Raw genomic sequence first — 16,287 nt, forward strand, 5'->3', positions numbered from 1 at the left:
GGAGCAAGCTCCCTCGCCACGGATTTCCCTCTTTCCTGACCTCTATTCTCAAGCGCTAATTTTTCCGGTCTGCATTCGTTTTATAGGGACGACATGCCTTTGTGCCTTGTGCCCACTGATTCCGGATACCCAGAAATGAATGCTGAAGACGCCTTGAAACTTGCTCGCCGGTTTATCGGGTTGCCCCTGGACAAGCGCCGGATGTTCCTGGCGGCGCTGGACAAGGAGGGCGTCGAGTTCAGCGGTTTCCCCATCCCCCAGGGCGTTGAAGCCGAAGATCGCCAAGCCTTGTCCTACGCCCAGCAGCGCATGTGGTTCCTCTGGCAGCTGGAGCCCGGCAGCGCGGCTTACAACCTGCCGGGGGCGGTGCGGCTCAAGGGCGCGTTGAGCCTGAAGGCGCTGGAGCAGGCCTTCGCCAGCCTCGTCGCGCGTCACGAAACCCTGCGTACGGTGTTCCAGCGTCAGGCGGACGATAGCCTGTTGCAAGTGCCGACCTGCGCGCCGCTACTGATCGAACAGCAGGATTTTAGTGCCTTGCCGGTCGCCGAGCGCGAACGGGCGGTGGCCGAGGCGGCGCAGCAACAGTCACTGCTGCCGTTCGATCTGGCGGTCGGGCCGCTGCTGCGGGTCAAGCTGCTCAAGCTCGACGAGCAGGAACACGTGCTGTTGCTGACCTTGCACCACATCGTCTCCGACGGCTGGTCGATGAACGTGCTGATCGACGAATTCATCCGCTGCTACGACGCCCATGAAGCGGGGCAGTCGCCGCAACTCGCGCCGCTGCCGATCCAGTACAGCGATTACGCCCTGTGGCAGCGCCGCTGGCTCGAAGCGGGCGAGCAGGCGCGGCAACTCGAGTATTGGCAGGCGCAACTGGGCAGCGAGCATCCGGTGCTCGAACTGCCGACCGATCACTCGCGCCCGGCCATCCCGAGCTATCGCGGCAGTCGTCATGAGTTTGCCATCGACGCCGCTTTGGCGGAGCAACTGCGCAGCACCGCCCAGCAGCATGGCATCACGCTGTTCATGCTGTTGCTCGGTGCGTTCAATGTGCTGTTGCATCGCTACAGCGGCCAGTCCGATATCCGCGTCGGTGTGCCGATCGCCAACCGCAATCGCGATGAAATCGAAGGCCTGATCGGCTTCTTCGTCAACACCCAGGTGCTGCGCACCGAACTGGATGGGCAGACGCGGGTTGCCGATTTGCTGCGCGCAGTCAAAGAGACCGCGCTCGGTGCCCAGGCCCATCAGGACCTGCCATTCGAGCGTCTGGTCGAAGCCTTGAAGCTGGAACGCAGCCTCAGCCATACGCCGCTGTTCCAGGTGATGTACAACCATCAGCCGCATGTAGTCGACCTCACCACGGTCAGCACCGCGTCCGGGCTGGAACTCGGCATGCTCGACTGGCAGGGTCGCACCACCCAGTTCGACCTGACCCTGGACACCTACGAAAAGGCCGGCAAGCTGCACGCCGCGCTGACGTACGCCAACGACCTGTTCGAAACGCCAACCATCGCGCGCATGGCCCGGCATTGGTTGCGTCTGCTGGCGGCGATGGTCACCGATCCGTCGCAACGCATCGGCGAATTGCCGCTGCTCGACGCCGACGAGCACAACACCCTGGTGCACGGTGGCAATGCCACGGCCCAACGCTATCCGACCGATCGCTGCATGCATCAACTGATTGAAGCCCAAGTGGCGCGCACCCCGGATGCTCCGGCGTTGTTGTTTGGCGAACAAAGCCTGAGCTACGCTCAACTCGATGCCCGCGCCAACCGCCTGGCCCATCTGCTGCGTGAGCGCGGTGTGCGGCCGGACACGCTGGTGGGGATCTGCGTCGAGCGTTCGGTGGAAATGGTGGTCGGTCTGCTGGCGATCCATAAAGCCGGCGGCGCCTATGTGCCGCTGGACCCGGAGTACCCGCAGGATCGCCTGGCCTACATGATCGAAGACAGCGGCATCGCCTTGCTGCTGACCCAGCGCTCGCTGGCGGCGGAGCTGCCAACTGATGGCGTCAGCGTGATTCTGCTCGATCAGCCGAGTGGCTGGCTCGACGGTTACAGCGAGCGTCGCCCCGAGGTGACGGTTGATCCGTTGAGTCTGGCCTATGTGATCTACACCTCCGGTTCCACTGGCAGACCCAAGGGCGCGGGCAACAGTCACGCGGCTCTGGTCAACCGTGTGTGCTGGATGCAGCAGGCTTACGGCCTGGATGACAGCGATGCGGTGTTGCAAAAAACGCCGTTCAGCTTCGACGTGTCGGTGTGGGAATTCTTCTGGCCGCTGATGGCCGGTGCGTGTCTGGTGGTGGCCGCGCCGGGTGCGCACCGTGACCCGCTGCAACTGATCGATATCATCAACCGTTACCGCATTAGCACGCTGCACTTCGTGCCGTCGATGCTGCAGGCGTTTATCCATGAGCCGGGCGTGCAAACCTGTGAAGGGCTAAGGCGCATCGTCTGCAGCGGCGAAGCCTTGCCGCTGGACGCGCAGAAACAGGTCTTCGCCAAACTGCCGAACGCCAGCCTCTACAACCTGTACGGGCCGACCGAAGCGGCCATCGACGTGACCCACTGGACATGCGTCGACGAAGGTGCCGATTGCGTGCCGATCGGTCGGCCGATCGCCAACCTGCGCACCCACGTGCTCGACGCCCAATTGGCGCCGGTGCCGTACGGCGTGCCTGGCGAGTTGTACCTGGGCGGGGCGGGGCTGGCGCGCAGTTATCACCAGCGCCCGGCGCTGACCGCCGAGCGTTTTGTACCGTGCCCCTTCCATGACGGCGCGCGCCTGTACCGCACCGGCGACCGGGTGCGCCAGCGTGCCGACGGGGTGATCGAATACCTTGGCCGCCTCGACCATCAGGTCAAGCTGCGTGGCCTGCGCATTGAGCTGGGCGAAATCGAAACCCGCCTGATGCAGCACCCGCTGGTGCGCGAGGCGGTGGTGTTGGTGCAGGACGGCAAGCATCTGGTGGGTTATCTGGTGCTGGAAAACACCCACCCGCACGAGCAGTGGCAGCAGGACCTCAAAGCGTGGCTGCTGGGCAGTCTGCCGGAATACATGGTGCCGACCTACCTGATGCCGTTGGCCAGATTACCGGTCACCGCCAACGGCAAACTGGACCGCAAGGCCCTGCCGCAACCGGATGCGGCGCCACAGCAGGCGTTCGTCGCGCCGCAGGATGCGCTGCAGATCGCGCTGGCTGAAATATGGCAGGACGTACTCGGGCTGGAGCGGGTCGGCCTCGAAGACAATTTCTTCGAGCTGGGCGGTGATTCGATCATCTCCATTCAAGTGGTGAGCCGTGCGCGACAGGTCGGTATCGGCATCAATCCGCGTGATCTGTTCCAGTACCAGACCGTGCGCAGCCTGGCCCTGGTCGCCAGCCTCGACCATCACAGTGCGGTGGACCAGGGGCCTATCACCGGCGAGGCTCTCCTCGGGCCGATCCAGCAGCAGTTTTTCTCGCGGCCGATGAACGCCCGTGAGCACTGGAACCAGTCGCTGCTGCTGACCGCTCGCGAGCCCTTGAATGGGCAATGGCTCGATGCGGCGCTGACGTGCGTGATCAATCATCACGATGCCCTGCGCCTGCGCTTTGTGCCGGGCGCGGACGGCTGGCGACAGAGCCACGGACCGTTGCTGCAAAGCGCTGATCTGTGGTTGCGCGATGCCCAATCCGCCGAGCAACTGAATGCGCTGTGCGACGAGGCGCAGCGCAGCCTCTCCCTGCAAGAAGGGCCGCTGTTGCGCGCCATGTTGGTGAATCTGGCCGACGGCAGTCAGCGGCTGGCGCTGGTCATCCATCACCTGGTGGTAGACGGTGTGTCGTGGCGGGTGTTGCTGGAAGATTTGCAGCAGGCTTACGAACAACTGGCGGCGGGTGGCGGCGTGACCTTGCCGGCCAAGACCAGCGCATTCCAGAGTTGGACCGCGCGTCTGAACGCCGAAGCGCCGCGCTTCGACGATCAGTTGGCCTACTGGAAAGCCCAGCACCAAGGCGCGCTGGACCTGCCGTGTGATCGGCCCCAAGGCAGCCTGGAAAATGCCCACGGCGCGAAGATCGAGTGGCGTCTGGATGCCGAACTGACCCGACAATTGCTGCAACGGGCGCCTGCCGCGTATCGCACCCAGGTCAACGATCTGCTGCTGACCGCGCTGGCCCGCACTATCACTCGCTGGAGCGGGCAGCCGGACACGCTGATCGAACTGGAAGGTCATGGCCGTGAAGCGCTGTTCGATGACATCGACCTGACCCGGACGGTGGGTTGGTTCACCAGCCTGTTCGCGGTGAAGCTGACGGCCAGCGACGATCTCGGTGGGTCGATCAAGGCGATCAAGGAACACCTGCGCGGCGTCCCGGACAAAGGCCTGGGTTATGGCGTGCTGCGTCATTTGGCGGCACCTTCGGTGCGCGCCGAACTGGCGGACCTGGCGCCACCGCGCATCACGTTCAACTATCTCGGCCAGTTCGACCGGCAGTTCGATGAGGCGGCGTTGTTCGTGCCCTCCAGCGAAGGCAGTGGCGTCGCCCAGGACCCGACGGCACCCCTGACCAACTGGCTGACCGTGGAAGGTCAGGTCTATGGCGGCGAACTGGCGATGAGCTGGGGTTTCAGCCGTGAGATGTTCGACCGCGCGACCGTGCAGCAACTGGTCGATCGATACGCCATTGAGCTCAAGGCGCTGATCGAGCATTGCGCCAACCTGGTCACGCCGCAAGCCACACCGTCGGATTTCCCGATGGCGCCTGTCACTCAGGCGCAACTCGACGGGCTGCCGGTGCCGGCCGGCCAGCTCGACGATCTCTATCCACTGTCGCCGATGCAACAGGGGCTGTTGTTCCACACCCTCTACGAGCAGGCCGCCGGTGAGTACGTCAACCAGTTGCGGGTGGACGTGCAAGGCCTGGACACCGAACGTTTCCGCGCCGCTTGGCAAGCCACCGTCGATGCGCAGGACATCTTGCGCAGCGGCTTCGTCTGGCAGGGGCAATTGCAGCAGCCGCTGCAGATCGTCCACAAAAAGGTGCCATTGCCGTTCACGGTGCTGGACTGGCGCGAGCATAGCGACCCGTCGCAGGCCCTTGCCGCGCTGGCCGATAGCGAGCGCGCGCAAGGTTTCGATCTGAGCCAGGCGCCGCTGTTGCGCCTGGTGCTGGTGCAGACCGGCGCCGGGCAATGGCATTTGATCTACACCTATCACCACATCTTGATGGACGGCTGGAGCAATTCGCAGCTGCTCGGTGAGGTGATGCAACGCTACAGCGGCCGCACGTCGGCCAGCGCCGTCGGGCGCTATCGCGATTACATCGCCTGGCTGCAACGTCAGGACGGGCAATTGAGCGAGGCGTTCTGGAGCGCTCAACTGGCGACTTTGCAGGAGCCGACCCGCTTGGCGAGTGTGATGTCCGCCAGCGAAATCCACAGCGGTCATGGCGATCACTTCCAGACCCTGGACGTCCCGCACACCCAGGCCCTGGAACAGTTTGCCCGCCAGCAGAAAGTCACCCTCAATACCCTGGTGCAAGCGGCGTGGCTGTTGTTGCTGCAACGCTATACCGGTCACGACTGTGTGGCCTTTGGTGCCACTGTGGCCGGGCGTCCGGCGGACTTGCCGGGCATCGAGCAACAGGTCGGCCTGTTCATCAACACGTTGCCGGTGATCGCCGCGCCGCGCCCGGATCAGTCGGTCGGCGCCTGGCTGCAAGCGGTGCAGGCGCAGAACCTGAGCCTGCGCGATTTCGAGCACACGCCGTTGGCCGACATCCAGCGCTGGGCCGGGCAGGGCGGCGAAGCGCTGTTCGACAACATCCTGGTGTTCGAAAACTACCCCATCGCTCAGGCCCTGCAAGAAGGCGCCGGGCAGGGCGTGGTGTTCGGTGAGGTCACGCACCAGGAGCAAACCCATTACCCGTTGAGCGTTGCGGTGACCATTGGCCAGAACTTGGCGCTGCATTACAGTTTCGACCGGGCGCATTTCAGCCCAGCGGCCATCGCCGGCATCAGCGAGCACCTGTTGCAACTGCTGGAACGCTTCGCTGAATCGGCGCTGCGCAACCTGGGGGAAATCGCCTTGGCCGGCGCCGAGGAGCAGGCTCGGCAACAGGCGGCCAACCATCCGCAGCCATACCCGACCGACATTGCCGTACACCAGCGCATCGCCCATCTGGCAGCGCTAAACCCACACAGCACGGCGGTGATCTTTAACGGTCAGCGTTTCAGTTATGGCGACATCGAGCGGCGGGCGAACCAATTGGCCCACGCACTGATGGCCCATGGTGTGGGCCCGGAAACCCGGGTCGGCGTGGCCTTGCCGCGCAGCGAAGGGGTGATTGTCGCGCTGCTGGCGGTGCTCAAGGCGGGCGGTGCTTATGTGCCGCTGGACACCGGCTATCCCCGTGAACGCCTGGCGTACCTGATCGAGGATTCAGGGTTGGCGTTGTTGCTCACCGACTCCCGGGTGTCGGCGCAGTTGCCGTTGGAAGGCGCCGCCCAGGTGCTGGAGCTCGATCGCCTGGACCTGAGCCTGCAACCGCTGAGCGCACCGTCCGTCCAGATCGACCCGCAAAACCTCGCCTATGTGATCTACACCTCCGGTTCCACCGGAAATCCCAAGGGTGTGAGTGTGGCCCATGGTCCGCTGGCGATGCACTGCCAGGCCATCGGCGAGCGCTATGAAATGCACAGCAGCGATTGCGAATTCCATTTCATGTCCTTCGCTTTCGACGGTGCCCATGAGCGCTGGCTCACCAGCCTGACCCACGGTGCCTCCTTGCTGATTCGCGATGACAGCCTGTGGACCCCGGAACAAACCTACAACGCCCTGCGCGAGCACGCTGTGACGGTGGTGGCGTTCCCGCCGGTGTACCTGCAACAACTGGCCGAACACGCCGAGCGCGAAGGCAACCCGCCGAAGGTGCGGATCTATTGCTTTGGTGGCGATGCGGTGGCCAACGCCAGTTTCGAACGGGTCAAGCGCGCCCTGAATCCAGATTTCATCATCAACGGCTACGGCCCGACCGAAACCGTGGTCACGCCGCTGATCTGGAAAGCGGGTCGTGATGAGGTGTGCGGCGCCGCGTATGCGCCCATCGGCAGCCGCATCGGCGACCGCAGCGCTTACGTGCTGGACGCCGACCTGAACCTGCTGCCCCAAGGCATGGCCGGTGAGCTGTACCTGGGCGGCAGCGGTCTGGCTCGTGGTTACCTCAACCGTCCAGGCTTGACGGCCGAGCGGTTTATCGCCGACCCGTTCAGTGCTGGTGGTGGCTTGCTGTACCGCACCGGCGACCTGGTGCGCCAGCGCGCCGACGGCACGTTCGATTACCTGGACCGCATCGACAACCAGGTGAAGATTCGTGGTTTCCGTATCGAACTGGGAGAGGTCGAAGCCAGCCTGCAAGCCCTCGAGGGCGTGCGTGAAGCGGTGGTGGTCGCCCAGGAAGGCAGCGCCGGCAGCGGCAAGCGTCTGGTGGCTTATGTGGTGGCCGATGAATCAATGGCCCCGCGTGCCGATTTCACCGAGCACCTGCGCGATCAACTCAAGGCTACCCTGCCGGCGCACATGGTCCCGGCCTATCTGCTGCTGCTCGAACGCCTGCCACTGACCCCCAACGGCAAGCTCGACCGCAAGAACCTGCCCAAGCCTGACGTCAGTCAATTGCAGCAACGCTACGTGGCACCGCGCAGCACCCTGGAGCAGCAACTGGCGTCCATCTGGCAGGACGTGCTCAAGCTCGGCCAAGTCGGCCTGCGGGATAACTTCTTCGAACTGGGGGGCGATTCCATCGTCTCGATCCAGGTGGTCAGCCGCGCCCGTCAGGCCGGTATTCACTTCACCCCCAAAGACTTGTTCCAGCACCAGACCATCGAAGCGTTGGCGGTGGTGGCGCGTTCGGGTGAAACCACGCACGTCATCGATCAAGGGCCGGTGAGCGGTACGCTGACCCTGTTGCCGGTGCAACGGCTGTTCTTCGGGCAGGCGATCCCTGAGCGTCAGCACTGGAACCAGGCGGTGATGCTCAAACCCACGCATGCTCTGGATGCCCGCGTGCTGGCGCCAGCCTTGAGCGCGCTGGTGGTGCATCACGATGGCCTGCGCTTGAGCTTCAGCGAACGCAGCGAGGGCTGGCAGGCCAGTTACCGGTCCCCGGCCAGCCACTGCGCAGAGCTGCTTTGGGCGGTGGACGTGCCTGACGCCCAGGCGCTGGAAAACATTGCCAACCGCGCGCAACGCAGCCTGGACCTGCAAGACGGGCCGCTGCTGCGGGCGGTGCTGGCGACGTTGGCCGATGGCAGTCAGCGGCTGTTGCTGGTGATCCATCACCTGGTGGTGGATGGCGTGTCGTGGCGGATTCTGTTCGACGATCTGCAAAGCGCCTACCGGCAACTGGCCGACGGCGGGATGCTGCAGTTGCCGGCGAAAACCACCTCGGCACAGGTCTGGGCCGAACGTTTGCAAGGTTATGCCCGTAGCGCGTCGTTGCAGGAAGAACTGGCCTACTGGCAGACCCGGCTGGAGGGTGTCGATGGGCGGTTGCCGATGGACAATCCCCAGGGCGGCCAGCACAACCACCTCGCGCTGACGGTACGCACCCGGCTCGATGCTTCATTGACTCGCCAACTGCTGCAAGACGCGCCCAAGGCCTATCGCACCCAGGTCAATGATCTGCTGCTCACCGCTTTGGCCCGGGTCATGGTGCGCTGGACCGGCACCGACAGCGCGTTGATCCAGCTCGAAGGCCATGGCCGCGAAGCGTTGTTCGATGAGGTGGACCTGACCCGCACCGTCGGTTGGTTCACCAGCCTGTACCCGGCCAGACTGACGCCGTCGACGGACCTGGGGACCTCTCTCAAGCAGATCAAGGAGCAGTTGCGCTCGATCCCCAACAAAGGCCTGGGTTTCGGTGCCTTGGCTCATCTGGCGGATAACCCGACGCAGGCGATCCTTGCCCGGCTGCCGGTACCGCAGCTGACCTTCAATTACCTGGGGCAGTTCGATGCCAGCTTCAGCGAAGCGCAAGGTGCCTTGTTCGTGCCGGCCAGCGAAGGCGCCGGCGATGAATTGAACGCCCAGGCTCCGCTGTCCAACGTCCTGGCGCTGAACGGCCAAGTGTTTGGCGGCGAACTGAACCTGGGCTGGACCTTCAGCCGCGAGCAGTTCAACGAAGCCACCGTCCAGGCCCTGGCCGACGATTACGCCCGCGAGCTGCAAGGCTTGATCGAACATTGCTGCCACGGCGAGCATGGCGGCGTGACGCCGTCGGACTTCCCCCTGGCCCGCCTGAACCAGCAGCAACTCGATGATTTGCCGGTGGCGACGGCGCAGATCGCCGACCTGTATCCACTGTCGCCGATGCAACAAGGGATGCTGTTCCATAGCGTCTACGGCGACGCCACGGGCGACTACATCAACCAATTGCGCCTGGACGTTGAAGGCCTGGAGCCGCAACGTTTCCGTCAAGCCTGGCAGGCGGCGGTGGACGCCCATGACATCCTGCGCACACGGTTTGTCTGGCAGGGTGACCTGCCAGATCCGGTGCAGATCGTCAGCAAGCAATTGGACTTGCCTTACCGCTTGCATGATTTGCGGGACGATGTGCAGCCCGATGAAACCTTGCAGGCCCTGGCCGAAGCCGAGCGTCGGCAGCTGGACCTGAGTGCGCCGGCGCTGTTGCGACTGCTGATCGTGCGGCTCGATGAGCAGCGCTATCAGTTGATCTACACCCATCATCACATCCTGATGGACGGCTGGAGCAATTCCCAGTTGCTGGGGGAAGTGTTGCAGCGCTACAGCGGCCAGAGCGTCTCGGTTCACGGCAGTCGTTACCGCGACTACATCGCCTGGCTGCAACGCCAGGATGGCGCCGCCAGCGAAGCGTTCTGGAAGCCTGCGCTGCAACGTTTGGAGGCCCCGACGCGGCTGGCCGATGCCATTGCGCAGTCCGGGGAGGCCGACACGGGCTACGGCGATCACGTGCAGGTCCTGGACGAGACGCTGACCCGCCGTCTGGAAGCTTTCGCCCGTGCCTCGAAAGTCACCATCAACACGCTGGTGCAGGCCGCGTGGCTGCTGCTGTTGCAGCGTTACACCGGCAAAGACACCGTGGCCTTCGGCGCGACGGTGGCTGGTCGTCCGGCGGACTTGCCCGGTATCGAGCAGCAGATCGGTCTTTTCATCAACACCCTGCCGGTGATCGCCAGCCCTCGGGCCGAGCAGTCACTGGACAGTTGGCTGCAAGCGCTACAAGCACAGAACCTGGCGCTGCGCGAGTTCGAGCACACCGCGTTGCTGGACATCCAGCGCTGGGCCGGGCAGGGCGGTGAAGCGCTGTTCGACAGTTTGCTGGTGTTCGAAAACTATCCGATTGCCCAAGCCTTGGAACAGGGCGCACCGGACGGTTTGCGCTTTGGCCCGGCGCTCACCCAGGAACAAACCAGCTACCCATTGACGCTGTTGGTGGGGTTGGATCGGCAACTGTCGGTGCACATGAGCTACCAGCGGGCGAGCTTCTCGGCGGCCACGGTAGAACGGCTGGCGACCCATCTGGCTCAGTTGCTGGGACAGATGACCGATGGCGGCGAGCGTTGCCTGAGTGAACTGTCGATGCTGGAGTTCGATGAGCATCAGCGCCTGACCCACGACTGGAACCCGGTTGATGCGCCCTTCGAACAAGCGCTGTGCATTCACCAGATGATTGCTCGCCAGGCCGAGGCCACACCGGATGCCCTGGCGGTGACCTTCGCCAATACCCGATTGAGCTACAGCGAAGTCGATGGCCGCGCCAATCGCCTGGCCCACAAACTCATCGAAATGGGCGTGGGCCCGGAAGTGCGCGTGGGCGTGGCGATGCCGCGCTCCGAGCACCTGCTGATCGCCTTGCTGGCGGTGCTCAAGGCCGGCGGCGCCTACGTGCCGCTGGACCCGGATTACCCGGCCGAGCGCGTGGCCTACATGCTCGACGACAGCCGCGCCAAAGTGCTGCTGACCGAACAGGCGGTAGTGGCAACGCTGAGCGTACCGGCCGAAACCGCCGTGCTCATGCTGGATCAGCTCGACCTGGCGCACTACCCATTGAGCGCACCCCACACAACCGTGACGCCCGACAACCTGGCCTATGTGATCTACACCTCCGGCTCCACCGGCCAACCCAAGGGCGTAGCGATTGCCCATCGCAACGTGCTGGCGCTGATCGACTGGTCCAGATCGGTCTACAGCCGCGATGACATCCAGGGCGTGCTCGCGTCGACCTCGGTGTGCTTCGACTTGTCGGTGTGGGAGCTGTTCGTGACCCTGGCCAACGGCGGTTCGCTGATCATCGCCCGCAACGCCCTGGAGCTGCCGCAACTGCCGGCCCGCGATCAAGTACGGCTGATCAACAGCGTGCCCTCGGCCATTGCCGCGTTGCAGCGCAGCGGCGAGATTCCGGCCAGCGTGCGCATCATCAACCTGGCCGGGGAACCGCTGAAGCAAAGCCTGGTGGACTCTCTGTACTGTGAGAGCGGCATTGAGCACGTCTACGACCTTTACGGCCCCTCGGAAGACACCACCTATTCCACCTGGACCCGCCGCACCGCCGGCGGCACGGCGAACATCGGCCGGCCCGTCAAGCACACCGCCAGCTACCTGCTCGACGCCAACCTGCAAGCGGTGCCGCAGGGCGTTTCAGCCGAGCTGTACCTGAGCGGCGCGGGCATCACCCGTGGCTACCTCGGCCGCGCAGCGATGACGGCCGAGAAGTACGTACCCAACCCGTTTTCCACAACCGGCGAACGTCTGTACCGCACGGGTGACTTGAGCCGTTATCGCGCCGATGGCGTGCTCGAGTATCAGGGCCGCATCGACCATCAGGTGAAGATCCGCGGCTTCCGCATCGAGTTGGGAGAAATCGAAGCACGGCTGCTGCAACAGCCCCAGGTGCGTGAGGTGGCGGTGCTGGCCCAGGACGTGTCGGGCGGCCAGCAACTGGTGGCCTACGTGGTCGCTCCGTCCCTGAATCTGGATGACACCGAGGAGCAACGCGCACTGCGCGATGAACTCAAGGCCAGGCTCAAGGACTACCTGCCCGACTACATGATCCCGACCCATCTGCTGTTCCTCGAGCAATTGCCGCTGACCCCCAACGGCAAGCTCGACCGCAAGGCCCTGCCGGCTGTGGACACTGGCTGGTTGCAGGCCGGTTATGTCGCTCCGGTCACTGAGCTTGAGCAGCAGGTCGCGGCGATCTGGGCACAGGTGCTCACGGTGCAGCGCGTGGGCCTGAACGATCACTTTTTCGAGCTGGGCGGCCATTCGCTGCTGGCGGTCAATGTCGTCTCGCGCATGGCGCTCGAACTGGGGTTGACCCTGACCCCGCAACTGATTTTCCAGCACCCCGTCCTGAGGGATTTTGTCGCGCAACTGGACACCGGGGACGCGCCAATCAATGAACAGAAACTCAGCAAGCTGCAAGCCCTGCTTGATGAAATGGAGGAAGTCTGATGGACAAGAGTGTTGCTTTGACGATTGCCAAGCGCTTTATCACTCTGCCGCTGGACAAACGTAAGCTGTACCTGGAGAAAATGCTCGAAGAGGGCGTCTCGCCGGCCAATCTGCCGATTCCCCAGGTCCGTCTCGGGTTCGAACACATCCCGCTCTCCTACGCCCAGGAACGTCAATGGTTCCTCTGGCAAATGGATCCCCACAGCTCGGCTTACCACATCCCCAGTGCCCTGCGCCTCAAAGGGCAGTTGGACGTGCCGGCCCTGGAGCGCAGTTTCAACGCACTGCTCGAGCGCCACGAAAGCTTGCGCACCACCTTCGGCGAGAACGGCGAGCAAACCGTGCAGGTCATCCACCGGCACATGCCCCTGGGCATCGCCGTGCAGGCCTTGACCGCCGCTCCGTCGGCCAGCGAGGACGACGCCATCAAGGCGTTCGTCGAGGCTGAAACCGCACGCCCGTTCGATTTGCGCCAGGGGCCGTTGCTGCGGGTTTCGCTGTTGAAAATCGCCGAGGACGACCACGTGCTGGCGCTGATCCAGCACCACATCATTGCCGATGGCTGGTCGATGCAGGTGCTGGTGGATGAGTTGGTGCGTCACTACGCGGCCGACACCGCCGGCCAGCCGTTGGCGTTGCCAGCGCTGAGCGTGCAATACGCCGACTATGCGATCTGGCAGCGTCACTGGCTCGAGGCCGGTGAGCGTGAGCGGCAGTTGGCCTATTGGGTGCAGACCCTGGGCGACGAACAACCGGTATTGGAGTTGCCCCTCGATCATCCGCGCCCGCCCGTGCAGAGTTTTCGCGGTGCGCGCCTGGACCTGAACCTGCCGCCGGAACTGGGCGCGGCGCTCAAACAGTTGGCCCAGCGCGAAGGCGCCAGTCTGTTCATGGTCTTGCTGGCCTCGTTCCAGGCCTTGCTGCATCGCTACAGCGGCCAGCCGCAGATCCGCGTCGGCGTGCCGGTGGCTAACCGCAATCGGGTCGAGACCGAGGGCCTGATCGGCTTTTTCGTCAACACTCAGGTGCTCAACGCCCATGTGGATGGACAACTGCCGTTCGACCGTTTGCTCGCGCAGGTCAAGCAGTCGGCCATGGCGGCCCAGGCTCATCAGGACTTGCCGTTCGAGCAGTTGATCGAGGCCCTGCAACCTGAACGCAGCCTCAGCCACAGTCCGATCTTCCAGGTCATGTTCAACCACCAGACCGCCAGCGACACCCAGGACCGGCAACAGCAACTGCCGCACTTGAGCGTCGAAGACCTGGTGTGGGAAGGGCGCACCGCCCAGTTCGATCTGACCCTGGGCACTTATGAAACCGGGCAGGGTGTCGCGGCGGAGCTGACTTATGCCACCGACCTGTTCGAACCCCACACCATCGAACGCCTGGCCCGCCACTGGCAGAACCTGTTGCAGGGCATCGTCGATGCGCCGCAGCAGCGCATCGGTGAGTTGCCGCTGCTCGACACCGCCCAGCAGCGCCGCACACAGCAAGACTGGCACCGCGTGGTCGACCATGGCAGCGATGCCCTGTGCGTGCACCAGCGCATCGCCGAACAGGCGCGGATAACGCCAGATGCACTGGCGCTGAGCATTGATGGACAGGCCCTGAGCTACGGGCAACTGGAGGCCCGCGCCAACCAACTCGCCCAGCGCTTGATTGGCCTGGGCGTGACGCCGGACCAGCCGGTGGGCATCGCGGTGCAGCGCAGCGCCGAGATGCTTGTCGGCCTGCTGGCGATTCTCAAGGCCGGCGGCGCTTATGTGCCGCTGGACCCGGCGTACCCCGAGGATCGCCTGGCCTACATGATCCAGGACAGCGGCATCGAGTTGCTGCTGACCCAGGCCCGCTTGCAGGCTCAACTGCCGATCCCGGCGACCCTGCGCACCCTGTTGCTGGACCAGCCGGACGCCGCGTGGCAGGCCGCACCGTCCACATGCCCGGCGGTGCCATTGACCGCCGAGCACCTGGCCTACGTCATCTACACCTCCGGTTCCACCGGTAAACCCAAGGGCGTTATGGTCCGCCATGGCGCGCTGAGCAACTTCGTCACCAGCATGATCGCCCGGCCAGGCATCACGGCCAGCGATCGCATGCTGTCGCTGACGACGTTTTCCTTCGACATTTTTGGCCTGGAAATCTACGGGCCGTTGTCGGCCGGGGCCAGCGTGGTGCTGACCGGCCAGGACGTGCATCAGGATCCACAAGCGGTGCTGGCGCTGATCGAGCGTCACGATGTGAGCGTGCTGCAAGCCACACCTTCGAGCTGGCGCATGTTGCTGGATCATGAGCACTCGGCGGTGCTGGCCGGTCGCACGTTCCTCTGCGGCGGCGAGGCGTTGCCCCTGGAGTTGGCGCAACGACTGCTGGCGCTTTCGCCGAAGGTCTGGAATCTCTATGGCCCGACCGAAACCACGATCTGGTCGGCGGTGCATCCGCTGAGTCTGGAAAACAGCCGTCCGTTCCTGGGCAAGCCGCTGGACAACACCGCCCTGTACATCGTAGGCAGTGACCTGACGCTCAACCCTCCGGGCGCGCCGGGTGAGTTGCTGATCGGCGGCGACGGGCTGGCCCGCGGCTACTTTCAACGTCCGGCGTTGACCGCCGAACGTTTTGTGCCTGACCCGTTCTCCACCTGTGGCGAGCGGCTGTACCGCACCGGCGACCTGACCCGTTATCGGGCCGAAGGCGTGGTCGAGTACATCGGACGCATCGACCATCAGGTCAAGATTCGCGGCTTGCGTATCGAGCTGGGTGAAATCGAAGCCGCATTGCTGGCCCAGGACACTGTGCGGGAAACCGTGGTGGTGGCCCATGAAGCCCCGACCGGTGCGCAACTGGTGGGTTACGTGGTGCCCGCGACCGGTGAAGCAGCGGACGAGGCTTCGTTACGCGCTTCGCTCAAGGCCGCGCTCAAGGCGCAATTGCCCGAGTACATGGTTCCGGCGCACTTGGTGTTCCTGGCACAACTGCCGCTGACGCCCAATGGCAAGGTCGATCGCAAGGCGTTGCCGGCGCCCGATGTGGGCGAAGTGCAGCGGCGTTACGTGGCGCCCCGCAGTCAGCGTGAGCAACAGGTGGCGGCGATCTGGCAGGAGGTGCTCAAGCTTGAGCGGGTAGGGCTGGAGGACAACTTCTTCGAATTGGGCGGGCACTCGCTGCTGGTCACCCAGGTGGTGTCTCGGGTCCGTCGAGCGTTGGCTATCGAGGTGCCGCTGCGCAGCCTGTTCGAACACAGCACGTTGCAGGACTTCGTCAATGCCCTCGACGCCGGCCAAGGCGAACTGGCGCCTGCGATGGTGCCGGTGTCGCGTGACGCACCGCTGCCGCTGTCGTTCGCCCAGGAACGCCAGTGGTTCCTGTGGAAAATGGACCCCAACAGTGCCGCCTACAATATTCCGACCGCGCTGCGGATGCACGGTGCGCTGGACAAAATCGCCCTGCGCCAGAGTTTTGAAGCGCTGCTGCAACGTCACGAAAGCCTGCGCACAGCGTTCGTGGAGGACGATGGCCGCACCTGCCAGGTGATTCGTCCGCAGGGGCAGGTCCACTTCGTCGAGCAACGCCTGGCAGTGGCTGACGAGGCCAGTATTCAGGCGTTCCTCGAGCAGCAGACGCAACGCCCGTTCGATCTGCTGAGCGAGGCGCTGTTGCGCGTGGCGCTGCTGGAGTTGAGCGAGCAGGAGCACATTTTGGTCCTGACCGTGCATCACATCGTTGCCGACGCCTGGTCGTTGCAGGTGATGGTCGACGACCTGATGAGTCTGTATTCGGCGTTCATTCAGGAACAGCCTGCGCAGT

The 16,287-nt window shown here is 64.2% G+C and carries 2 protein-coding genes (1 of these 2 only partly in view); both read left to right on the forward strand.

Features of this window, described 5'->3' with window-relative positions; translation table 11 throughout:
• Positions 1-135: 135 nt before the first annotated feature.
• A complete protein-coding gene (locus HQ912_RS09895) occupies positions 136-12,486 on the forward strand; it encodes a non-ribosomal peptide synthetase (protein WP_173406728.1) in 12,351 nt (4,116 codons plus the stop codon).
• Positions 12,486-16,287 carry the beginning of a non-ribosomal peptide synthase/polyketide synthase gene (locus HQ912_RS09900; protein WP_173406729.1) on the forward strand. It continues 9,854 nt past the right edge of the window, so only the first 3,802 of its 13,656 coding nucleotides appear in the window; it begins with the start codon at positions 12,486-12,488; its stop codon lies beyond the right edge, outside the window. Before HQ912_RS09895 ends, HQ912_RS09900 begins: the two co-directional genes overlap by 1 nt.

Source organism: Pseudomonas sp. MPDS (assembly GCF_013283895.1).
Taxonomy (GTDB): Bacteria; Pseudomonadota; Gammaproteobacteria; order Pseudomonadales; family Pseudomonadaceae; genus Aquipseudomonas; species Aquipseudomonas rhizophila.

Bases quoted from the DNA above. Each gene is read 5' to 3' on its own strand.
- HQ912_RS09895 (WP_173406728.1), top strand. From the start codon at position 136: ATGAATGCTGAAGACGCCTTGAAACTTGCTCGCCGGTTTATCGGGTTG.